Source organism: Pseudomonas sp. NFR02, assembly GCF_900119375.1.
In the GTDB taxonomy this organism is placed as follows: domain Bacteria; phylum Pseudomonadota; class Gammaproteobacteria; order Pseudomonadales; family Pseudomonadaceae; genus Aquipseudomonas; species Aquipseudomonas paracarnis.
Genome location: NZ_FPJJ01000003.1, coordinates 573745 through 597248, shown reverse-complemented (window position 1 = coordinate 597248; position 23504 = coordinate 573745). Strand labels below are relative to the sequence as shown.

Sequence of the window (23504 nt, the reverse complement as noted above, 5' to 3'; positions counted from 1 at the left end):
CTCCCACATTGGGTTCTCGGTATTCTCAGAATCGCTCCAGGCGGTAGAGGTGCAATTGCGGCACCCGCTCACCCGCAGCAAGCTGCCCAACCCGCTCGGCCGTCACCGCCGCTTGTGTCAGCCCCAGATGCTGGTGACCGAACGCAAGCAGCACTTTGCCTTCGCACACCCGGTCAATGATCGGCAGTGAGTCGGGCAGGGAAGGGCGAAACCCCATCCAGGGCGTGGCTGCGCTGTCGCTCAGGTCATGTCGGAACAGCCCTTTGCTCAACCGGTGCAACTGCCAGGCCCGTTGCATATTGGCCGGGCGGTCGAGGCCGGCGAATTCGACCGTGCCGGCCAGGCGCAGGCCACCGGTCATGGGCGTCATGATGAATTTGCGCTCCAGTGAAGTGACCGCGAAGGGCAGGCGCTGTTGTTCGTGGGGCAGCATCAGGTGGTAACCGCGTTCGGTGTCCAGCGGCACTTGTTTGCCGGTGAGAGCTGCGGTGAGTTTGGCCGAGTGGGCGCCGCAGGCGATCAGCACTTGCTGCGCTGTCAGTACGCCTTGGTCGGTCATCAGGGAAACGCCGTTACTCTCCAGGCGTCCGTCCAGAACGCGCTGCTGAAGAAATTGCACCCCCTCAGCCTTGGCCGCGTTCACCAGTTCGCCAACCACCGTGTACGGGTCCAGAAAGTGTCCGGTAGCGGGGAAGAACAACCCGCCTTGTATGGCGTCGCTCAGTTGCGGCGCAGCCTTGCGCACCGCATCGCCGCTCCAGAAGTCCACGGCGACGCCTTGCTGCCGCATGCGTTGCTGCACTGCATCCAGTGCAGCGCGGGATTCGGCGCGCTCATACACCAATAGCGAACCGTCTTCACGCAGCAATTGCGTTTGACCCATCGATTGCAGCAAGCGTTGCCACGCGCCCAGGCTACCTTCGTTCAGCGCGCGAAGACCGGCCACGGTGCGCTGGTAACGCGCTGGCCGCAGGTTGAGCAACAGGCGGATAAACCAGGGCAGGGCGCGGGGCAGATAGGTCCAGTCCAGGCGCAGCGGGCCCATGGGGTCCAGGAGCATGGCGGGCAAGCGCTTGAGGATCGACAGGTCGGCGATGGGAAACACCTGTTCCGTCGCCAGGTGGCCGGCGTTGCCGTAGGAGGCACCCATGCCGGGTGCCTGCGGGTCGAGCACGACGACTTGGCGGCCTTGGCGTGCCAGCTGCAAGGCGCAGGCGACGCCGATAATGCCGGCGCCGACTACTACGATGTCTGCTTGCTTGGGATCGGCCATGATTATGCTTCTCGCTGGCCGTCGAGCAGGCGCCGCAACCGCAGCGGGTTGTCGTGCTGCAGCGCGGTGGGCAGCAAGGCGTCCGGGACGTCCTGGTAACACACCGGGCGCAGGAATCGCAGGATCGCCGCCGTGCCCACCGAGGTACTGCGCGCATCCGAAGTCGCCGGAAAGGGCCCGCCATGCACCATGGCGTCGCACACTTCTACGCCGGTCGGCCAGCCGTTCACCAGCAGGCGCCCAGCCTTGCGCTCCAGCACCGGCAGCAATGCCCGCGCCTTTGGCAGGTCGTGGTCATCCATGTGCAGGGTGGCGGTGAGTTGACCTTCCAGGTGCTCGGACACCTGGCGCATGTGCTCGACATCGCGGCACTGCACCACCAGCGAGGCGGCGCCGAATACTTCGGCGTGCAGGTGTTCATTGTCCAGGAACGCCTCGGCCTGGGTCACGAACAGATGGGCCTGGCCCTGGTTCGGCCCGGTCGCTGGCAAGCCCTTGGCGGCGATGTGAGCGTGCTGGGCCAGGGTCTTCAGGCCGGTTTCGTAAGCGCAGAAGATGCCCGGTGTGAGCATGGTCTGGGACGGGCAACGCGAGAGCCGCTCACTGGCAGACTGAATAAAACGGTCCAGAGCGGCGCCTTGCAGGGCAATCATCAGGCCAGGGTTGGTACAGAACTGGCCGGCGCCTTGGGTCAGCGACGCTACGAACCCTTCGGCCAAGGCTTCGCTCCGAGCTTCAAGCGCAGCAGGAAACAGGTACACCGGGTTGATCGAGCTCATTTCTGCGTACACCGGGATCGGCTCCGGGCGTGCCTGCGCCGCTTGGCACAGGGCAATACCGCCACTGCGCGACCCCGTGAAGCCCACAGCCCGGATGCGCGGGTCGCGCACCAATGCGATACCCATCTCGTTACCCGCACCATAGAGCAGTGAAAACACACCCTCCGGCAAGCCACAATCTTTGACCGCCCGGGCGATGGCGCGGCCCACCAGCTCGCTGGTGCCGGGGTGCGCGTTATGCGCCTTGACGATCACCGGGCAACCGGCGGCAAGGGCCGATGCGGTATCGCCGCCCGCCACGGAGAAGGCCAGAGGGAAGTTGCTGGCTCCGAACACGGCTACCGGGCCCAGGGCGATATGGCGCTGGCGCAGGTCGGCGCGGGGCAGGGGTTGGCGCTGGGGCTGTGCGGTATCGACGCGCACGTCGAGCCATTCGCCCAGGCGCACGGTGCGGGCAAAAGCGCGCAGTTGCCCGCAGGTACGGCCGCGTTCACCTTCAATGCGTGCGCGAGGCAAGCCGGTTTCGGCGCAGGCGCGTTCGATCAACTCATCGCCCAGGGCTTCGATGTGGGTGGCGATGGTTTCAAGCAACGTGGCGCGATCTGCCAAGGTGGTTTCGCGGTAAGCGTCGAACGCGGCCCACGCCAGTGCGCAGGCCTGGTCGACGTGCTGCTCATCCCCGCCAGCGTAGGCGGGTTCCAGTGGGGTGTTGGTAGCGGGGTTGATCGCCCGGATCGCATCGCGATGGCCGCAAACGGATTGCTGACCGATCAGCATCTTGCCTGTCAGAGTCATGGGGGCATCCAGAAAAACAGAGGAGTGTTGTAGGCGCGAGCTTTTGTGGCGAGCAAGCTTGCTTGCGCTGGGGTGCGAAGCGCCCCCAATAAAAGCCGGAGGCTGCTGCGCAGTCAGCGGGAGCAAGCTCCCTCGCCACAGCAAGCTCGCGCCTACAGAAAATCAAGCGACGTTCTGTTCAGCCGACCAGTTGGCATACCACTGGCGGAACAGCGCGTACTGCTGCTCGGCATACCGGCGCTGGGCAGCGCTGAGGTCGTCGGTTTCGTTGAAGTGCAGGGCGTAGCCCTGGTCGCCGTTGAGCACCATCAAATGCTTGTAGTACAGCACCAGGTCGCAGCCCTCGTCGAACGACGACAACACCGCCAGTGCAGCTTCCAGCTCGCGGGCCTGGCGACGCGCCTTGGCATCGCCCTTGGCGGCTTTTTTGCTCAGCGCCACCAGTTGCAGCACTTCGCGGGGCAGTGCATTGCCGATGCCGGTAATGGCGCCGGTGGCGTTGCAGTTGACGAAGCCGTGCACCACTTGGGTATCGACGCCGACCATCAGGGTCACATCGTCATCCTGGGAGGTGATGTTTTCGGCGGCGTAGCGCAGGTCGGCGGCGCCGCCGAACTCCTTGAAGCCGATCAGGTTCGGGTGCTCGCGGCGCAGTTCGAAGAACAAATCAGCGCGGGTGGCGAAACCGTAGTAGGGGCTGTTGTAGATCACCGCCGGCAGGTTGGGGGCGGCGTTTAGGATCGCTGCAAAGTGGGCCTTTTGCGCAGTGGCCGAAGCACCTCGGGACAGCACGCGGGGAATCACCATCAAACCATCGGCGCCGACTTTGGCGGCATGGGCTGCGTGAGATACGGCTTCACGGCTGTTCACCGCACCGGTGCCGACGATGGTCGGCACACCCGCAGCCACCAGGCGCGCCACGCCTTCCTGGCGCTGGGCCTCGGTGAGCAGCGGCCAGTCGCCCATGGAGCCGCAATACACCACGGCACTCATGCCGATGTCGATCAGCTCGCGGCCCTTGGCCACCAGTGCATCGAAGTCCGGTTGGCGCTCGGCGGTGCAAGGGGTCATCAGGGCGGGCATGCAGCCGGTGAAGATGTTGTCGCTCATGGTGCTAACTCCGGTTTCAGTTGAATGAATAATGGGCTCAGATGCCCCAGGCAAACGGGTCTTGTTCGTCGATCAGCAAGGTGCTGTCGGCGGTCATGTAGGCGCGGCCGGTGATGAATGGGCGTACGTGTTCGCCGTCCCACTCATAGCGGCCCAGGAACTGGCTGCCGGTGATGCTGGCTTGTACCCAGGGTTCTCCTGCGGCCAGTTTTGCGTCGGCGGCCAGGCAGGCGAGCTTGGCGCTGGTGCCGGTGCCGCAGGGGGAGCGGTCATAGGCTTTGCCGGGGCACATTACGAAGTTGCGGCTGTCGGCGTGGGCGTCGTCGGCGAACAATTCGATATGGTCGATCAGCGCACCGTCTGCGCCACGGATGCCTTGGGCTTCGAGGGCCTTGAGCATGGCCCAGGTGTAGTCGGTCAGGGCCTCCACGTTATCCATCTGCAACTCATGGCCGTGGTCCGACACCAGGAAGAACCAGTTGCCGCCCCAGGCGATGTCGCCCAGCACCACGCCATGCCCAGGCACCTCAACCGGCACCTGCTTGCGGTAGCGGTAAGCGGGCACATTGCGCAGGGTCACGCTGCCGTCTTCGTGCAAGGTGGCCGCGACCGGGCCGACCGGCGTGTCGAGACTGTGCACGCCCGGTTGGATCAGCCCCAGGTGGTGCAGCGAGGCAATCAGGCCAATGGTGCCGTGGCCGCACATGCCGAGGTAGCCGGCGTTGTTGAAGAAGATCACCCCGCAGGTCGCCCCCGGCGTGACTGGCGCACAGTACAGCGCGCCCACCAGCACATCGTTGCCCCGGGGCTCCAGCAGGCAGGCGCGGCGCCATTGATCGTGGTGGGTGCGCAGGTGGTCCAGTTGATCGGCGATCGAGGCACCCGCCAGTTCGGGAAAGCCGTTCATGACCAGGCGTGTAGGTTCACCGCCGGTGTGTGAGTCAATCACATGCAGTCGTTTCATAAGGCGCTCCATCAGTGGGTAGTCGGGGACAGTGGGGCGCTGTAGTGCGCGTCGCTGACGGCTTCGCTTTCGTCCTCTTCCTGCTCCAGGCGTACCAAGTGGGCGGGTACGCCGGTGGCTGCGCCCCAGTAGTAAATGCCCAGGGCGCAGGCCGCCACCACGAGGGTGTCAAACGGGTGGCTGATCACACCAATACCGCCAAAGCTGCCTAGCTTGGAGAGCAGGATGGTCACGGCGTAGAAGCCGATCAGCCAGGCCGATGAGCGTACTTGTTGCTTGAGGTTCAGGTGCGCGGTCGGCACCCAGCGCGCGCACAGCAGGTACACCACAAACATCAGGATTTGCAGGCCCAACAGCCAAGACACCGTGCTCCAGCCCGACCAGTAGACGATCAACGCAGCGATGATGAATGACAGCGGGCCCAGCACCGCCATGCCCTTGACCCGAAACGGGCGCGCCATGTCGGGTGCATTGCGGCGCAGGGCGGCGACCGTCACCGGGGCCACGGCATAACTGAGGATCAGGGCGGCAGACACCACGTTAATCAGCGCTTCCCAGGACGGGAACGGCAAGGTCCAGAACACCGACAGGCCAAAGGTCAGCCACAGCGCCGGGCGCGGGATGCCGGACTTTTCATCGATGCGCGTGAATATCTTGAAGAAGGTGCCAGTCTGCGCCCAGCCATACACCACGCGCGGGGTGGCGTTCATGTAGATATTGCCGCAGCCGCTGGGAGAGATCACCGCATCGGCCACCACCAGGTAGGCCAGCCAACCCACGCCCAGCGCCAGGGCGATATCGCGATAGGGCAGGGCCAGTTCCTTGCTGATGCCGGCCCAGCCATTGGCGAGCATTTCGGTAGGCACGCCGCCGAGGAACGCGGTTTGCAGCAGCACATAGATGGCCGTAGACAACAGTACCGAGAGGATCAGGGCGATGGGGATGGTGCGCTGTGGGTTTTTCACTTCGCTGGCCACCGAAATGATCGGCGTCAGGCCCAGGTAGGCAAAGATCACCCCGCCTGCCGACACGGCCATCTCGATACCTGATAAGCCGAACGGCGCGAAGCCATGCACCTGGAAATTCGCCGGCTTGAAGAAGGTGAACAGCACGCCGATCACCAGTAACGGCACGATGAACTTGAACACGCTCACCAGGTTATTGGCGATCGCAAAGGTCTTCACGCTGCGGTAGTTGAGCACAAAGAACAGGCACAGCAGGGCAAATTGCACCAGCCAGCCCAGGGTAGTGGGGTCGCTGGAACCTGCCTTGGTCAGCTGCGGAAACCAGGCTGCGGCGTATTGGCGCGAGGCGACCACTTCAATTGCTACCAGGCTGGAAAACGCGATCAGCGTGATAAAACCCATCAGGTACCCGAGCAGCGGACCGTGGGAATACACCGGGTAGCGCACCACGCCACCGGCGCGGGGCAGGGCGGCACCGAGTTCGCAGTAGACAATGCCCAGCAGCAGCACGGCGAAACCACCGAGCAACCAGGAAAAAATTCCCGCCGGGCCTGCGATGGCAGACACGTGGCTGGCGGCGAACAACCAACCCGAACCGAAGATGGCCCCCAACCCGATAAAGGTGAGGTCCATCAGTGACAGCTGTTTCTTGAACTTGCCTTGGCCTGACATAGCGGCGCCTTCTTGTGAGTTATTGGATAGGCATGCAGTGGCGCTATCCTGAACCCACATGCCCGGCTGACGATTGATGTTTTATGCGGCGATGGATGACGAATTCAGCACAATTTGCCGCGCTCGACAGCGCTCGTTCCATGGCGCAATCTGCTGGCTGTCGACGAAAAAAAGGGCAGATAAAGTCATGTTGCAGAGCGCGTTCGCGAGCCTTTTCCAGGGCAGCCGACCCCACAACATCGAGCAGCTATTGAGCGGGGTAGAGCAGTTGCTGCCGATGCTCGATGTACTGCCCAACGCCGCGATTTTCATCAAGGACATCGACGCCCGCTACGTGCTCGCCAACCGCACCCTGGTGCAACGCTGCGGCCTCAAGCACCTGCAACCGCTGCTGGGCAAGACCAGCGCCGAAGTGTTTCCCGCACAATTGGGCCCCGGCTATACCGAACAGGACCGTCGTGTGCTGAGGCAGGGCCTGGTGTTGGAAGATCAACTCGAATTGCACCTCTACGGCACCCGCGAACCCGGCTGGTGCCTGACCCACAAGTGGCCGCTGTACAACCAACTCGGCGCGATCATCGGCCTGGCCGGAATTTCGGTGGACTTGCAGTCTGCCAGCGAAACCCACCCGGCCTATCAGCGCCTGGCGGCGGTGGACGAACACATCCGCAGCCACTTCAACCGCCGCGTCACCCTGGGTGAATTGACCCGCATCGCCGGGATTTCCGTGGCGCAACTGGAGCGCTACTGCAAACGCGTGTTTCACCTCACGCCTCGGCAAATGATCCAGAAAGTCCGGCTTGAGCATGCCCGGCGGTTGTTGCATACCGAGCTGCCAATTACCGAGGTGGCGCTGCAATGCGGCTACACCGATCACAGCGCGTTTACCCGGCAGTTCAAATCTTCAACCGGGTTCACCCCGAGGCAGTACCGGCAAGCGACGCAAGGCGGCAGGCCAGATGAAAATCTAATGTGGGAGGGGGCTTGCCCCCGATAGCAGTGTGTCAGTCAGGCTATTTTTATCTGATCCACCGCCATCGGGGGCAAGCCCCCTCCCACATTTGGATGAAGCCAAGTCGATGCAACGAATGCCGCGCACGCCCCTCATATGCTTACACCGACCCTTTTCACCACGACAGGTACCGAGCTTATGACCGCGGCGAACAACGACCATGTGAACTGGCTGGTGCAACATTCCATGCTCCACGCAGCGCGGCAGCGGGCCAAGCTTTATTCGGGGCAAGGCCGCCTGTGGCAGCAGCCCTATGCACAGACCCGGCCGCGTGACGCTTCGGCCTTGTCGTCGGTGTGGTTCACGGCCTACCCCGCCTCGATTGTCACCCGCGAAGGCGGCACCGTGCTGGAGGCGCTGGGGGACGAAACCTTGTGGCATACCCTGTCCAAGATCGGCATCCAGGGCATTCACAACGGCCCGTTGAAGAAGTCCGGTGGCTTGTCTGGCACCGAGCACACCCCGACCATCGACGGCAATTTCGACCGCATCAGTTTCGACATCGATCCGCAACTGGGCACCGAGGCACAATTGCAGGCCTTGACGCGCATGGCTGCCGCGCACAATGCGGTGATCATCGACGATGTGATCCCGTCGCACACCGGCAAGGGCGCGGACTTTCGTCTGGCAGAAATGGCCTATGAGGACTATCCCGGCCTGTACCATATGGTCGAAATCCGCGAGGAAGACTGGCCGTTGCTGCCCGACGTGGCCGCCGGGCGCGATGCACACAACCTCAGCCCCTCCCAGGTAGACGCACTGCGTGACAAGCACTACATCGTCGGCCAATTGCAGCGGGTGATTTTCTTCGAGCCCGGCGTCAAAGAAACCGACTGGAGCGCCACCCCGGTGGTGCTCGGCGTGGATGGCAAGCCGCGGCGCTGGGTGTACCTGCATTACTTCAAGGAAGGCCAGCCGTCGCTCAACTGGCTCGACCCTTCGTTTGCTGCGCAGCAGATGATCATCGGTGATGCGCTGCACGCCATTGATGTGATGGGCGCGAAAATCCTGCGCCTGGATGCCAACGGCTTTCTCGGCGTGGAGCGCAAGCTCGATGGCACGGCCTGGTCCGAAAGCCATCCGCTGTCGATCACCGGCAATCAGTTACTCGGCGGCGCCATTCGCAAGGCGGGCGGGTTCAGTTTTCAGGAACTCAACCTCACCGTGGACGACATCGCGTCGATGTCCCACGGCGGCGCTGACCTGTCTTATGACTTCATCACCCGGCCGGCCTACCAGCATGCATTGCTGATGGGCGATACCGAATTCCTGCGCCTGATGCTGCGCCAGATGCACAGCCTCGGCATCGACCCCGGCTCGCTGATTCACGCGCTGCAGAACCATGATGAACTGACCCTGGAGCTGGTGCATTTCTGGACGCTGCACGCCCATGACAGCTTCCTGTTCCAGGGCCAGACCTTCCCCGGCAACATCCTGCGCGAGCATATCCGCGAGCAGATGTATGAACGCCTCACCGGCGAACATGCGCCGTATAACCTCAAATTCGTCACCAACGGCGTGTCCTGCACCACCGCCAGCATCATCACCGCAGCCCTGGGTATCCGTGACCTGGAGGCGATCACTTCGGCGGATATACAGCAGGTTCGCCAGATCCACTTGCTACTGGTGATGTACAACGCCATGCAACCTGGGGTGTTTGCCTTGTCCGGCTGGGACCTGGTGGGCGCGCTGCCGTTGGCGGCCGAAGAGGTGGCGCATTTGATGGCCGATGGCGACACCCGCTGGATCCATCGTGGCGCTTATGATCTGGTAGACCTGAACCCCGACGCCGAACTGTCGGCGGGGCAAATGCCGCGCTCAAAAAGCCTGTATGGCAGTCTGAACAGCCAGCTGCAGGACCCGGACTCCTTTGCCTCCCAACTGCAAAAAATCCTCGCCGTACGCCGCGCCTACGACATCGCCGCCAGCCGCCAGATCCTGGTGCCGGACGTCGAGCATCCCGGCTTGCTGATCATGGTCCACGAACTGCCGGCGGGTAAGGGCACTCAAATCACTGCGCTGAACTTTGGCGCCACGCCGATCACCGAAACCCTGCACCTGCCCAACATCGCACCGGGGCCGGTGGTGGATATCATCAATGAGCGGGTGGAAGGCGATTTGACAGAGGAGGGTGCGTTCACGATCACGCTGGACGCGTATGAAGGGTTGGCGTTGCGGGTGGTGAGCAGCACGCCGATGTAAAGGGATATTGGCCCGGCGTAGGAGCGAGCAAGCTCGCTCCTACATGGCAAGCCGTGCCACGCGATCAGTGGTGCTTGTTCTTGTGCTTATGCTTGTTGCCTTTGTGCTTGGCACCGCCTGAACGATGGCCGCTCTCGTCATCGGCCAGGTTATTACCCAGCGCGCCACCGGCTGCGCCCCCCACGCCGGCGCCGATGGTCGAGCCGGTGGTGCCGCCCAGGCGATTGCCAATCAGCGAACCGCCTGCCGAGCCCAAACCGCCGCCAATCGCCGCTTCGGTCTTGTTGCCCTTTTGCGCCCCCACCGCACTCCCGGCGGCGCCCCCCACGCCGGCGCCGATGGCCGCACCGGTCGAGCCACCAAGCTGCTGGCCTACCACGTTGCCCAACACACCGCCGACACCGCCTCCCAGCGCGGCCGTACCATCTCCAGCGGCCAGGGCCCCTTGGGAGATCAGAATGCCCAATGCCAGGGCCGGGAATGTCATTTTCATTTTTTTGTACCTCAAGGGCTGTCTCAGGCGCTCACGGGGTAAAGCACGCCTGGCATTTTGATTAGAGCACACGTCATAACACTTGGGCTTCGGTGATCGCCCCTTGCACAAGAAAAATTTTTTCCAGCCCTCTTGAATTCCTTTTGCGCGTCCATAAATTTTGGATCACGCGATGCCGAATCCGGGTTGCGTACTAAATCACTTGGAGAAACTCAGAAGATTTTAAAATGGCTACTACCCTGTCGTTGGCCCCACTGTTCCGTCAATCGGTGGGCTTTGATCGCTTCAATGACCTGTTCGAGTCGGCGCTGCGCAGCGAGGCTCCGAATTCCTATCCACCTCACAACGTGGAAAAGCACGGTGACGACGCGTAACGCATCGTGATCGCCGTGGCTGGCCTGACCGAGGAGGATCTGGATATCCAGGTCGAGAGGGGTGTATTGACGGTTTCCGGCGGAAAACGCGAAACCGACGATAAGGTCGCTTACCTGCACCAGGGCATTGCCCAACGTGCGTTCCGGTTGTCGTTCCGCTTGGCGGACCATATCGAAGTACGTGGCGCATCCCTGACCAACGGTTTGCTCAACATCGACCTGCTGCGTGAAGTGCCTGAAGAGGCCAAGCCAAAACGCATCATGATTGGTGGTGAGGCCAAACCCGAGCTGCGTCAGGTCAGCCTGCAGTAAAACAATCGGCGGTAAAAAGGCGCTCTACGGAGCGCCTTTTTTGTGCGCGCTGCAAACGCAGGCCGGCTAAGCGTGGGTATTGGGTGCAAACAACTGCCTCGCCTCGGCAAAACACTTCTCTGCAATGACCGAGCGCGGTTCGGTTTTGCGCATCACCATGCCCAGGGGCGCAAGGACGCTGGCGTCTGGCAGGTGGATAAATGCCAGGTTTTCGATGGGGTTTTCCAGGCCGCTGTCCAACGGCATGATCGCGCAACAGAAGCCTTCGTGGATGGCCTGGAACAGTTGATAGGTGGAGTCGCTTTCCAGAATCGGCTGGGGATCGAGACCGCGACTGCGGAAACTCAAGTCGATGGATTTTCGGTAGTGCATGCCATTGCTGATCATCCCCAGGGGCAGTTCGGCGGCTTCTTCCCAGCTCATCTGCGTGCCTTCGAAGTGGAAGTGGCGAGTGTCGTACAGCAGGCCGACACGGGTTTCGCCCAGTTCGAAAAATTCCAGGTAGTTGGGGCTCACGTGGTCCAGGTAGCACACGCCCAAGTCCAGTTGATTGGTGCCCAGCGCTTCGATGATTTTGTCCGAACTCATGGAGGTGAGGCTGAACTTGAGTTCCGGGAAGCTGTGGGACAAGCCCTGGATGAAGCTGATCGGATTGAAGCCGCTCAGGGGCACCAGGCCCAGGCGCAGGTTACCGACCAACTGGCCGCGACACGCAGCGGCTTCGGCGAACAGGCCGTCATGGGCGGCGAGCAGGGTCCTGGCCCAGGCCAACACGCGTTCGCCGGCCTGAGTAAAGCCTTCGAAACGTTGACCGCGGGTCACCAGCTCCAGCCCCAGTTCTTCCTCCAGGTTGCGCAGGCGCATCGACAGGGTGGGCTGGGTGATGTTGCAGCGGGCAGCGGCCTGGCCAAAATGGCGCGTCTGCTCCAGCGCGATCAGGAATTTAAGTTGTTTGATATCCATGAAGGCACCTGCCTGGAAATAAGTGAACGGTCATGATTGGCGCAAGTGCCTGAAATCCACGGGATGGAGCCGATGATCGCATTGTAACGACCGGCACGTCCAAGTGCCCTTGCCACCGTGCGGCTGCATTGTTCCATTTTTGAGATGGAGCGGCCCGTTTCAGCCACTACCTAACCCTGAACGCGATGATTAAGGTGGTTCCACTGTTTTTTTGGGTGGGCCTGCTGACACACGTCCAGGTCGTTGCCCAAGCGTGTCTGTACAGGAAGTGCAGGCACGGCCGGGCGCTGTTCCGGCGCACACGCCAGGGAGGTATCGCCAAGCAAGAGGAAATGCAAATGACTGCATCAGGTAACGCTGCAAACTTCAATGGTCAAAAGCCGACGATTGACCCCGCTGACACCGCCATGTTGCTGATCGACCACCAGAGTGGTCTGTTCCAGATCGTCAAGGACATTGATGTTCCTCAATTGCGCGCCAACGCCATCGCGCTGGCCAAGGCCGCAACCCTGCTGAAAATACCGGTTATCACCACCGCTTCGGTGCCGCAAGGACCCAACGGCCCGTTGATCCCGGAAATCCACGAAGCCGCGCCGCACGCCCAGTACGTGGCCCGCCGTGGCGAAATCAACGCGTGGGACAACCCGGAGTTTCATGCCGCCGTCAAAGCCACCGGCAAGAAGACCCTGGTGATCGCCGGCACCCTGACCAGCGTGTGCCTGGCGTTCCCATCGATTGCGGCGGTGCATGAAGGCTACAAGGTGTTCGCGGTGGTCGATGCCTCGGGCAACCACTCCAGGCTGGCCACCGACCTGACCGTTGCACGCCTGGCCCAGGCCGGCGTGGTGCCGATCGACATCATGGGCACGCTGTCGGAGTTGCAAGGCTCCTGGAACCGCCCGGATGCCCAGGAGTGGGCCAACGTCTACACCCAGGCCATGCCGCACTACCAGCTTCTCATCGAGAGCTACGTCAAGGCTCAGGAAGTGGCAAACAACCACGAAGTACTAGACTCACAGCGCAAGTAAACACGCTGGGTTCTTTACGGGGCGCCTACTCGGGGCGTCACCTTCTTTATCAGGAGTACCACGATGTCTACACCTTACGTTCGCTTGGACAAAGACAACGCCGCTGTGCTGTTGGTTGACCATCAGGCCGGCTTGCTGTCACTAGTCCGTGACATCGACCCGGACAAATTCAAGAACAACGTGCTGGCCCTGGCTGACTTGGCCAAGTACTTCAAGCTGCCGACCATCCTCACCACCAGTTTCGAAACCGGCCCCAACGGCCCGCTGGTGCCCGAGCTCAAGGCCCTGTTCCCGGATGCGCCGTACATTGCGCGCCCAGGCCAGATCAATGCCTGGGACAACGAAGACTTCGTCAAGGCCATCAAGGCCACCGGCAAGAAGCAATTGATCATTGCCGGCGTCGTGACCGAAGTGTGCGTAGCGTTCCCGGCGCTGTCGGCCCTGGCCGAAGGCTTTGAAGTGTTTGTGGTCACCGACGCCTCCGGCACCTTCAACGAACTGACCCAGCAGTCCGCCTGGGCCCGCATGTCCGCCAACGGCGCGCAACTGATGACCTGGTTTGGCCTGGCCTGTGAGCTGCACCGCGACTGGCGCAACGACATCGAGGGCTTGGGGACGTTGTTCTCCAACCACATTCCGGACTACCGCAACCTGTTCACCAGCTACAACGCGTTGACTGAAGGCAAGTAAGCCTGATGGAAGGCGGCCGCTAGCCGTGGGGGGGAGCGGTAGAACGCCTATTTCCCTGACACCCCTAGGTCCAAATGTGGGAGCTGGCTTGCCTGCGATGGCGACATTGCGCCCGACGCCTATTTACCTGACACACCCGCGATCCAACGGTGAGGTGTCAGGTAAATAGGCGTTGGCTGTCCGACCGTCATCGCAGGCAAGCCAACTCCCACAGTTGGATGGCGCAGCATCAATGGGATCAGCTTCGACCGTCACGGGCGCAAGATCAGTACCGCTAGAGGGATGACAGCACTGTAGTCGTATTTTGTTACTAACCCATGCCCTAAAAATACAGCGCTGTGGCGGCAAAGCGGGACAAAACACCCCCTCGCCATTCAATTTTCATAAAAATGTAACAACCCTGCTTCACAGTTCGGGAGCCCGTCACCACAACGAGTTCCTTTTAATGAAAAGCTTGATGAAGTCCGCAGCACTCGCCGTTACGGTATCCCTGTGTGCCTCCTCCATGACCTTCGCCGCCGAAAACGTGCGCCTCACCGGCTCTGGCGCCAGCTTCCCTGCACCGATCTACCTCACCTGGTTCAAGGATTTCAGCAAGAAGACCGCTGGCGTCACCGTGGATTACCAGTCCAAGGGCAGCGGCGCAGGTGTGCAGGACTTCCTGAATAAAACCGTCGACTTCGCCGCCAGTGACTCGGCCATGAAAGACGAAGACATCGCCAAGGTCGCCGAGGGCGTGCAACTGCTGCCAATGACCGCCGGTGAAATCGTGCTGGCCTATAACCTGCCGGGCAATCCCAAGGGCCTCAAGCTGCCACGCGATGTTTACTCCAATATCTTCCTGGGCAAGATCACCAAGTGGAACGACCCACAGATCGTCGCCGCCAACCCGGACCTGAAGCTTGGCGACACGCCGATCACCGTGGTGGTGCGCGCAGACTCCAGCGGCACCACGGCGGTATTCACCAAACACCTGGCGACCATCAACCCTGAATTCAAAACGGCACTGGGGGAGGGCAACACCGTCAACTGGCCGGCTAGCGACAAATTCATCAAGTCGCCCAAGAACGATGGTGTGACTGCCACCGTACGCCAGACCCCAGGCGCGATTGGCTACATCGAATACGGCTTCGCCAAACTGGCCAAGGTTGACTTCGCCCAGTTGCAGAACAAGGCCGGCCAGTACGTAGTGCCGAACGCCGAAAGCGGCGCCGAGGCCCTGGCCGCCGTGAAGATGCCGGAAAGCCTGGTGGCCTGGTTGCCGGACCCGGACGGTGCCAAGTCTTACCCGATCACCTCGTACACCTGGATGATTTTCCGCAAGGACAACGGCAACCCTGCCAAGGCCAAGGCCATGCGCGAAATGGTTGAGTACAGCCTGACCGAGGGGCAGAAAATCGCCGACTCGATGGGGTACATCCCGCTGCCGCCATCGGTGGTGGAGCAGGTACGCAAAGCCTCCGCCAACATTCAGTAACACCCGTGAGGCCGCTCTCGGTGTGGGCTGTTTGCCGCGCCGGGGGCGTTTCCCCCCTGTTCCGGAATTAGCCAATGAACAAACCTTTCGTCGTACCGGTTAACCGGGATTCTGCTTGCCAACCTCCCTCGGCCAAAGACTTCCTGGTCGATCGCACCTTCCGTGGGCTCGCGCGAATCGGGGTGGTACTGATTCTGGCGTTGGTCGCAGCCTTGGTATTCGAGGTGGGACGCAAGGCCTTGCCGGGCATGGAAAAGCACGGGTTCGATGTGCTTTTTGGCAGCGTCTGGGACGTTAATCAGGGCAAGTACGGGATCTTGCCGGCCATTTGGGGCACGCTCTACAGCGCTTTCATCGCGCTGCTGATTGCAGGCTTTTTCGGTGTCAGCATGGCGATTTTCCTGACTCAGGATTTTCTGCCGGCCAAGCTGGCCGCTGTGTTTCGCACCATCGTTGAACTGCTCGCCGCCATCCCCAGCGTAGTGTACGGCCTGTGGGGCATCTACGTGGTGATCCCGGCCATTCGGCCACTGACCACCTGGTTGAACAGCGAACTGGGTTGGATCCCGTTTTTCGGCACGTCCTTGAGCGGGCCGGGGTTGCTGCCGGCGGCGCTGGTGTTGGCCATCATGATTCTGCCGACGATTGCCGCCGTGTCCCAGGACGCGCTCACCAGCGTGCCGATGAAGACCAAGCAGGCCGCCTACGGCATGGGCACCACCCATTGGGAGGCGATTCTCAAGGTGATGGTGCCATCCGCCGCCACCGGTATTTTTGGCTCCCTGGTACTTGGCCTCGGTCGTGCGCTGGGCGAAACCATGGCGCTGGCGATGCTGGTGGGCAACGCCAACAACATTTCCCTGTCGCTGTTCGCGCCGGCCAATACGTTGGCAGCCTTGTTGGCGCTGAACTTCCCCGAAGCCGGGCCCAACGAGGTGGAGGTATTGATGTACGCCGCTCTCGTCTTGATGTTCATCACGCTGCTGGTGAATGTCATCGGTTCCATGATCATGCTCTACGCCCAACGGGGTAACCGATGATGACGAATCTCACATCCCCTATCACCGCTGTACCGAGCTTGCAGCGCAAGTTCGAAGGCCGCGCCTTGCGCAGCCTGGTGTTGACCACGTTGGTATGGTTTGGCGCGCTGCTGGCCAGTGTGCCGCTGATTTCCGTGCTCTACATGCTGATCACCCGTGGCGGCGCACGCCTGAGCCTGGAGGTGTTCACCGAACTGCCGCCCACCGGCTTCGAAACAGGCGGCGGTTTCGGCAACGCCATGGCAGGCACCTTTGTGATGGTCGGTATCGCTGCGGCGATTGCGGTGCCGGTCGGCATCATGGCCGCGATCTTCCTGGCCGAACTGGGGCCGGACAGTAAATTGGCCAACGCTGCACGCTTTGCCGCCAAGATGCTCACCGGCTTGCCTTCGATCCTGGCCGGCGTGTTTGCCTATGCCTTGGTGGTCATGACCACCGGCACCTACTCGGCACCGGCAGGCGGCGTAGCCCTGGCGGTACTGATGCTGCCCATCGTGGTGCTGACGGCTGAAGAGTCGATGCGCATGGTGCCCAAGATCATGAAGGACGCTGCCTACGGCATGGGTTGCACCCGCTCGCAGGTGATCTGGAAGATCATCTTGCCGACCGGCCTGCCGGCGATCCTCACCGGCGTAATGCTTGCTGTGGCTCGTGCCGCAGGCGAAACCGCGCCGTTGTTGTTCACCGCGCTGTTCAGCAACTACTGGATCTACCACGACGGCGACCTGGCGGTGATGAACCCCACGGCCTCCCTTGCCGTGCTGATCTACAACTTTTCCGGCATGCCCTTCGACAACCAGCTGGAGCTCGCCTGGGCGGCCTCGTTGGTGTTGGTGATGATCGTGCTGGTCGTGAATATTGTGAGCCGTATCTTCGGCAAGCCTAAGTATTAAGAACGGGAGCATCTGAATCTTGAACGTCTCAACTGCGCAAATAGCCGCTCCGTTTGTTACCCAATCGCCTGTGGTCATGGACTGCAAGCTGGACAGGATTTTCTACGGCAACTTCATGGCAGTGCGTGACAGCCATGTGCCGATCGAGAAAAACAAGATCACCGGTTTTATCGGCCCGTCCGGCTGCGGCAAAAGTACGGTACTGCGCAGCCTCAACCGCATGAACGACCTGGTGAAAGGCTTTCGCTTCGAGGGCCATGTGCACTTCCTGGGGCAGGACGTGTACGGCAAGGGTGTAGACCCGGTGGTGGTGCGCCGTTACATCGGCATGGTGTTCCAGCAGCCGAACCCGTTTTCCATGAGCATCTTCGACAACGTCGCCTTCGGCCTGCGCCTGAACCGCTACAAAGGCGACTTGGGCGATCGCGTCAAGCACGCCCTGCAAGGCGCTGCGCTGTGGGATGAAGTCAAGGACAAGCTCAAGGTCAGCGGCCTGTCGCTCTCCGGCGGCCAGCAGCAACGGCTGTGTATTGCCCGCGCTATCGCCACCGAGCCGGAAGTGCTGTTGCTCGATGAGCCGTGCTCGGCACTCGACCCGATTGCGACTCGCCGGGTAGAGGAGCTGATGGTGGAACTGAAGAAGGATTACACCATCGCCCTGGTCACCCACAACATGCAGCAGGCCATTCGCGTGGCGGACACCACGGCGTTTTTCTCGGTGGATATTTCCCAGGGCACGCGTACCGGCTACCTGGTGGAAATGGGCCCGACCGCGCAGATTTTTGGCAGCCCGCGTGAACAGATGACCGAGGATTACATCAGTGGCAAGTTCAGCTGAGTAACTCCATGTTCGATAGAAACCACAGGTGCGCCACCGTCAGCCCAGGAATGCCAATGTCTGCAACGCATCGTCTTGATTTGTCAGCGATTGAACGCGCGCTCCGTAAAGTGCAGAGCCGCTTTGCCGAGCTCAGCACGCAATTTACCGAGCCGCGCGACCCCTTGACCGACGAAGTGCTGCACAACGTGCTTGAAGGCTATGCGCTGGTTGACGACTATGTCGCACGGGGCGTTGACCTGTTTGACCTTCATCATCTGGACCTGATGCTGGAGATCAACGCCACGGTGCTCTGCGGTAGCGACCCGGCGCGCCGCGTGGAATACGCGCAGCACCTGGCCGCCACCGAGGAGCACTTCTTCAACAACGTTGAAGGCGGTATCAAGGACTTGTTCAATTGGTACTGCGCGTATCGCAGTGAATCGGTGTGGAAGCGTGCGGCCGGTGTGTATGTGCGCATCCTCAGCAAGCCGCAGTTGTTCATCGAAGGCAACAACCGCAGTGGTTCGCTGATCGTCAGTTATCTGCTGATGCGGGCCGGGTTGCCACCGTTCGTGCTGACGCTGGAAAATGCCGAGGGTTACTTCAATCCTTCCTCGGTAATCCGCAACTCGGCCAAACATGGGGTCAAGGCGTTGTATGAATTGCCCAAGATCAAGAAAAAGTACGCCGCCTTCCTGGAGGAACAGGCGCCGGATCCCAAGGCGTTTTTCTTGAACGACGCACCACAGCCTATTTATCAGGGAGGCCATTAATGCGCCGGTATCCAACACTCGCCAGCCGAGCCGTGCAAGCCATCCAGCAGGCGCTTCTCACGCGTGCCGCCAAGCGCCCGCGCGTACGCATCTCCTTTGATATCGACGACACATTGGCTTGCCAGCTCCACCACGCTGACGTCGAGAGCAGCTGGCTACCGGCTTGTGCTCATCGTTGGTGGGGAGAGCCGCTGCGTATCGGCACTCGTTCGCTGACGCGGCAGCTGCGGCGCCAGGGTTGCAGTATCTGGGTCTATACCTCATCGGGAAGGGCGCCTTCCTACATCAGGCGTTGGCTGATGCTGTACGGCATTCGTGTCGACGGCGTAGTCAATAGCGAGCGGCATAACCACGCCCTCACGGTGCATGGGCTGTCGAACACCCCCTCGAAATTTCCGCCGGCCTTCGACATTGATTTGCACGTGGATGATTCCGAGGGCGTGCGCCTTGAAGGCAACGACCACGGCTTTCGCGTGGTGGTGGTCGATCCGCGGGATGAGCACTGGGCACAACGAGTGCTTGAAGCCGTCGCGGGCGTGCAGGCGCAACTGGCCCGGCAGCAATTACCCAGGTTCAAGCAGCCTGTATGCCAAGGTGCTGAGGTTTATTCTTCCTGAGTTCCAGAGAAACCTGAACTTCTTGAGCACTTATTGCAGCTCACAACTTGCTATAAGGGTTTGATTTTCTTTGACTCGCCAGTCACGAACAACACAGAACTTCACCTCGTGTTCGTCAAACAGCGCTTATGGCGCTTTTGTCGTCTATCTCCCTAAGTACATACCCTTATCATCCGATAGTCGGTCACTTTAACGCGGCACTTCTAGGCTAGTGTTGACGAGCTTCCTTAATGGTCAACCTCGATATTAAGCAACGAAGCAGCCTGAACAGAATGCACAACAACAACTTCAATGCATATTGTTTAGCCCGACGCATCAGGTATTACCGTTGACTTTCGGTGTTGATCGCTGGGCTCAAGGAGTACTGACATGGCTATATTCGATTACAAGGGGCAAGATGCCCGCGTCCTGATTTCAGATGCCTGGACCCTTGCCACTTACACCAGTGGTGTCGCGACCGTCGGCGCGCTCTACAACATTCCGGGACTTGTGCTGGGCGAGGGCAACACCTTCGCGCTGCCCAAGGGCTGGCGTGAAATCGGCGCGAGCGAACTGCAGGTGGATAGCAGCCACACCGACATCACTGGAAGTTTTACCGGTGACGGCGTGTTCGGCTCCCAGGCCAGGGTGTTTGGTCAATACGATGACAGCGGCCAATTAGTCAAAATGGGTTTTTCCATTGCAGGTACTAACTCACCCATTGATCTGCTGGGTTGGCCGGCGATGATCGATAACTCTTATATCAACGGCTACGACTACCTGCTCAATTCAATCAAGGATTACGCCACCGACCACAACCTGAGCGGCAAAGATGTTCTGGTAACCGGCTACAGCCAGGGTGGCTCCGTTACCAACAGCATGTATATCGGCAAGGACACTTTGGCAGACGGTTTTTTCAAGGATTCGGACTACTTTGGCATGGAGTCGCCCAAGTCCAGCAACAGCGACGGAATCTTCAACTTCGGTTTTGAAAACGATGTGGTCCACCGCCTCACGGGGCAAGAGACCAACGTGGGCAGCGCCATTATCGATGCGCTTCAAGGCAGTGACGCCAGTTACACTTCGGCGACTGACAACATCGTGCTGTTCGACACGATCTACGCGCTGCCAACCTGGCCCAATGGTCCGTTCTCAATTGCCAACCTGTCAGGCTGGGCCGCGCATCTGGAAGGCATTTTCATCAACCCTATCCAGCGTATCGCCCAATCGACCTTCTACGATTACATCGAACGCGACAGCACCATCATCATCAGCAATCTCGACGCCATCAGCCGCAGCTTTACCTGGGTCAGCGACAAACAGACCGCCACCTCCAACCATTACGGCACACCGGCCTTCCTGCTGGGCACCGACAGTTCGGACAAGCTGCAGGACGGGCGCAGCGATGACTTCCTCGACGGGTTCAAGGGTGACGACAGTTTCCGCGTGAGTACCGGTACCGATATTGTCGCCGGCGGTGAAGGCAACGACAAAGTCTTCCTCAAAGGCACTGCATCTTCCTACGAAGCGGTGAAACTCAGCGATGGCACGTTGTTTTTGAACGACAGCAGCGGCCAATACGGCCTCAAGGAATTGCACGGCGTAGAGCATGTGGAGTTCGAAACCGGCTTGGCCAATAGCCTCGGCCAGGTGCCCGTGTTCGGCGGGCTCTTCGGTGGCATTGGCGAGGTCCTCACGCCGGCCTATACGGTGACCAGTGGCAAACTCGACTTCGAAGGCCTGTTCGGCGCCGATAAGGCGTATGCCAAATCCATCGAAGGCAGCCAATTGGCCGACACCCTCAAAGGCACCGCCGCGCGCGACCTGATATTCGGCCAGAACGGCAATGACCGGCTCGACGGTGGCGCTGGCAATGACCTGCTGCACGGCGGCGACGGCAACGACACACTGCTGGGCGGCACGGGTAACGACGCGCTGTATGGCGCCAGCGGCAATGACGTCCTGATCGGCGGGTTGGGCAATGACCAACTCAGCGGTGGCGTGGGCAGCGACCTGTTTGTTTTCGATCAACGCGGGTTTGGCCACGACGTGATCAGCGACTTCAACATTCACCAGAATGGGCAGGACCTGCTGGTGTTCGCCAAGTCGCTGTTTGCCAGCGCCGATGCCGTGCTCGGTGCCACTACCCAGCATGGCAGTGACAGCGTAATTCTGGCGGGGGACAGCAGTGTCACCTTGGTGGGGTTCAATGCGGCGCAGTTGAGTGCAGAGATGATCAGCGTGGTGTGATGCGACACCTGCGAAACGGAAGGTAAAACCTCACAGGTTCCCCGAAGCTGTGGGGTTTTTTATGGCCTGCTGTTTGACGCAATGGCTCGGTACCACACGCAGCGTCAGTGCCTAGCGGTCGGACTCAAACGGGCAAAAACTCTTCATTTTCACGCCTGAGCCGCTCTGCGTGAAGGGTTGAACGAGTTTGCACTGTTAATTGACGCCATCAAAATGACATCTTATCATCGCCACATTGGATGGCATAAAGCCATATAGAGGGATCTATACAGTGTGGCGTTTACCGCGTCGGACCAGGTTAAGCCTGCTGTCCGCTTTTTTTTGCCTGGGCACCTCCGGATGGGCGCAAGCGGCCACGCCGCAGAACGCCCCCGGCATCACCGACCTGATCCGTGACCGCCAGGACCGCCTGCTCGAAGAGCAGCAACGGCGCCTTGAGGAGCTCAAAGACTTGCCGGGTAAAGCCGCCGCGCCGGCAACCTCGGCAACACCTGTCGATACCCGCTGCTTCCCGATCAAAACCATCGAGCTGGGCGGCGCGGATGCGCTGACTGAAGGTGAGCGAGCTCATCTGATCAAGCCCTACCTCGGCCAATGTCTTGGTGTGCCGCAACTCAACGCAGTGCTCAAGGTGATCACCGACCGTTATCTGGCCAAAGGCCTGGTCACCAGTCGCGCGTATTTGCTGCAGCAGGACCTTTCCAGCGGCAATCTCAAGATCCAAGTGGTCGAAGGTAAGCTGGAGAGCCTGAAGGCTGCCGAAGGCAGCGGAATCACTGACCGTCAATTGACCATGAGCTTCCCCGGCAAGCAGGGCGAACTGCTCAATCTGCGCGAAATCGAGCAGATGGTCGATCAGTTGAACCGCTTGCCGTCGAACCAGGCGCAGATGGAATTGGCGCCGGGCAAGGCCGTGGGGGGCAGTGATGTACTGGTCAAAAACACCTCGCAAAAGCCCTGGCGTGTTGGCCTGTCGCGGCACAACGGCGGCCAGCGCAGCACCGGTGAGCAGCAGTGGGGCGCCAGCCTGGATTGGGACAATCCGTTGGGCCTGGCCGACCAGCTTTCGCTACGTGGCGGCCACGATGCCGTCAGCGATCACCAGAAAACCTCGCGCAATTCGATGCTCAGTTACAGCCTGCCGTTCGGTTGGTGGAACCTCTCGTACAGCTACATCGAAAGTGAGTACCGCTCCCAGGCCGAGGCCAACCACTTCAAGTTCAAGCAGACCGGCGACAGTCAGAATCACCAGTTGCGCCTGGAGCGCGTCATCCATCGGGATGCCTTGAGCAAGACTTCCCTGAACACCGGCATCGCCTATCTTCGCACCAATAATTTCATTGAAGACAGCAAGCTTGCCTTGAGCAGCAACCGCCTCAGCGAAGCGCAAGTGGGTATCAACCATGGTCGGCGTATCGGCGGTTCATTCCTCAACATTGACCTTGGCATGCAAAACGGCATCGGCGCATTCGATGCCCAGGCCAATCACGATCCAAAGCCTGGGCAGCCGGATGCGCGCTACCGCAAGTACACCGCCACGGTGAGCTATCTGTATCCATTCAAACTGTGGGGTGAGTCCCTCAGTTTCAGCAGTCTGATGACCGGTCAGCACAGCGAAGACGTGTTGTTCAGCCCACAGCGCATTAGCCTCGGCGGGCAGTCGTCGATTCGTGGCTACAAAGACCAAATGCTTGCCGGCGACAGCGGCGGCTACTGGCGCAACGACCTGCGCTGGAGTCGGCCGGTGACTTGGGCCTGGATGCAGCCGGTGCTCACTGAATACGGCACCAGCCTGGGCTACGACCAGGGCGTCATCAGCCATGGCCGCTACAACGCCGAGCAGCATGGGCGCATGAGCAGCAACTCGGTGGAGTTGTTTGCGCGCGGCAAGAACGTCGCGGCCAGCGTGACCTTTGCACACTCTTTGGAACGACCGGAAGCGATCACGGACCGTGAAGCGCCGATCTATTTCCGTCTGGACTTTTTCCTTTAAATTTTTGACCGCCTTCGGGCTTCGAGACAT

Annotated in this window: 19 protein-coding genes and 1 pseudogene; 13 read left to right on the top strand and 7 right to left on the bottom strand. The window is 60.7% G+C overall.

Annotated features, from left to right (window positions below; translation table 11 throughout):
- Positions 1–25: 25 nt before the first annotated feature.
- The 5 genes from BT199_RS12960 to BT199_RS12940 all read right to left on the bottom strand — a co-directional run bounded on the left by BT199_RS12960 (position 26) and on the right by BT199_RS12940 (position 6558).
- Positions 26–1273, bottom strand: coding sequence for an NAD(P)/FAD-dependent oxidoreductase (locus tag BT199_RS12960; protein ID WP_072434616.1), 1248 nt, complete (start codon positions 1271–1273; stop codon positions 26–28).
- Between the two features lie 2 nt (positions 1274–1275).
- Positions 1276–2847, bottom strand: a complete 1572-nt coding sequence (locus BT199_RS12955; protein ID WP_072434615.1) for an aldehyde dehydrogenase (NADP(+)) — start codon at positions 2845–2847, stop codon at positions 1276–1278.
- 162 nt (positions 2848–3009) lie between these two features.
- A complete protein-coding gene (locus tag BT199_RS12950; RefSeq protein ID WP_038450257.1) occupies positions 3010–3957 on the bottom strand; it encodes a dihydrodipicolinate synthase family protein in 948 nt (315 codons plus the stop codon).
- A 37-nt stretch (positions 3958–3994) separates the two neighbouring features.
- Positions 3995–4921 carry a 4-hydroxyproline epimerase gene (locus BT199_RS12945; protein WP_072434614.1) on the bottom strand — a complete coding sequence of 309 codons (927 nt, stop codon included), beginning with the start codon at positions 4919–4921 and terminating at the stop codon, positions 3995–3997.
- 11 nt (positions 4922–4932) lie between these two features.
- The gene (locus BT199_RS12940) at positions 4933–6558 is read right to left on the bottom strand and encodes an APC family permease (protein ID WP_072434613.1); all 1626 of its coding nucleotides are present in this window, start codon (positions 6556–6558) and stop codon (positions 4933–4935) included.
- 187 nt (positions 6559–6745) lie between these two features.
- On the opposite strand from BT199_RS12940, the gene BT199_RS12935 reads away from it, so the two are divergent.
- Together BT199_RS12935 and treS are read left to right on the top strand one after the other, a co-directional pair.
- Positions 6746–7555 carry an AraC family transcriptional regulator gene (locus BT199_RS12935; RefSeq protein WP_069868523.1) on the top strand — a complete coding sequence of 270 codons (810 nt, stop codon included), beginning with the start codon at positions 6746–6748 and terminating at the stop codon, positions 7553–7555.
- A 153-nt stretch (positions 7556–7708) separates the two neighbouring features.
- Positions 7709–9772, top strand: a complete 2064-nt coding sequence (gene treS / locus BT199_RS12930) for a maltose alpha-D-glucosyltransferase (protein WP_014718575.1) — start codon at positions 7709–7711, stop codon at positions 9770–9772.
- Between the two features lie 64 nt (positions 9773–9836).
- Here treS and BT199_RS12925 read toward each other — a convergent pair whose 3' ends face one another.
- Positions 9837–10265, bottom strand: a complete 429-nt coding sequence (locus tag BT199_RS12925) for a glycine zipper domain-containing protein (protein WP_014718574.1) — start codon at positions 10263–10265, stop codon at positions 9837–9839.
- Between the two features lie 227 nt (positions 10266–10492).
- On the opposite strand from BT199_RS12925, the pseudogene BT199_RS12920 reads away from it, so the two are divergent.
- Positions 10493–10951: pseudogene (locus tag BT199_RS12920) on the top strand (Hsp20 family protein).
- Positions 10952–11017: 66 nt separating this feature from the next.
- On the opposite strand, the gene BT199_RS12915 reads toward BT199_RS12920, so the two are convergent.
- A complete protein-coding gene (locus tag BT199_RS12915) occupies positions 11018–11914 on the bottom strand; it encodes a LysR family transcriptional regulator (protein ID WP_072434612.1) in 897 nt (298 codons plus the stop codon).
- A gap of 338 nt (positions 11915–12252) precedes the next feature.
- Between BT199_RS12915 and BT199_RS12910 the strand changes: the two genes are divergently transcribed.
- The 10 genes from BT199_RS12910 (at position 12253) to BT199_RS12865 (ending at position 23474) form a co-directional block, all read left to right on the top strand.
- Positions 12253–12942, top strand: coding sequence for an isochorismatase family protein (locus BT199_RS12910; RefSeq protein WP_003191543.1), 690 nt, complete (start codon positions 12253–12255; stop codon positions 12940–12942).
- Positions 12943–13005: 63 nt separating this feature from the next.
- On the top strand, positions 13006–13632 hold the full coding sequence (ycaC, locus tag BT199_RS12905; protein WP_003191542.1) for an isochorismate family cysteine hydrolase YcaC: 627 nt from the start codon (positions 13006–13008) through the stop codon (positions 13630–13632).
- Positions 13633–14077: 445 nt separating this feature from the next.
- The gene (gene pstS / locus BT199_RS12900) at positions 14078–15109 is read left to right on the top strand and encodes a phosphate ABC transporter substrate-binding protein PstS (protein ID WP_020302728.1); all 1032 of its coding nucleotides are present in this window, start codon (positions 14078–14080) and stop codon (positions 15107–15109) included.
- 74 nt (positions 15110–15183) lie between these two features.
- Positions 15184–16149, top strand: a complete 966-nt coding sequence (pstC, locus tag BT199_RS12895) for a phosphate ABC transporter permease subunit PstC (RefSeq protein WP_003191517.1) — start codon at positions 15184–15186, stop codon at positions 16147–16149.
- Positions 16149–17042, top strand: a complete 894-nt coding sequence (gene pstA / locus BT199_RS12890; RefSeq protein WP_014718563.1) for a phosphate ABC transporter permease PstA — start codon at positions 16149–16151, stop codon at positions 17040–17042. The genes pstC and pstA overlap by 1 nt, the downstream gene beginning before the upstream one ends.
- Before the next feature lie 76 nt (positions 17043–17118).
- Entirely contained in the window at positions 17119–17880 is a 762-nt protein-coding gene (pstB, locus tag BT199_RS12885; RefSeq protein ID WP_019817112.1) for a phosphate ABC transporter ATP-binding protein PstB, read from the top strand.
- A gap of 56 nt (positions 17881–17936) precedes the next feature.
- Positions 17937–18635 (top strand): hypothetical protein, encoded by a 699-nt coding sequence (locus BT199_RS12880; RefSeq protein WP_019817111.1) that lies wholly within the window; start codon positions 17937–17939, stop codon positions 18633–18635.
- Positions 18635–19252 (top strand): hypothetical protein, encoded by a 618-nt coding sequence (locus BT199_RS12875; RefSeq protein WP_072434611.1) that lies wholly within the window; start codon positions 18635–18637, stop codon positions 19250–19252. Before BT199_RS12880 ends, BT199_RS12875 begins: the two co-directional genes overlap by 1 nt.
- Before the next feature lie 369 nt (positions 19253–19621).
- Positions 19622–21481, top strand: coding sequence for a calcium-binding protein (locus tag BT199_RS12870; RefSeq protein WP_072434610.1), 1860 nt, complete (start codon positions 19622–19624; stop codon positions 21479–21481).
- Between the two features lie 271 nt (positions 21482–21752).
- Complete coding sequence (locus BT199_RS12865; RefSeq protein ID WP_083535075.1) at positions 21753–23474, top strand: ShlB/FhaC/HecB family hemolysin secretion/activation protein; 1722 nt, start codon at positions 21753–21755, stop codon at positions 23472–23474.
- Positions 23475–23504: the final 30 nt, after the last annotated feature.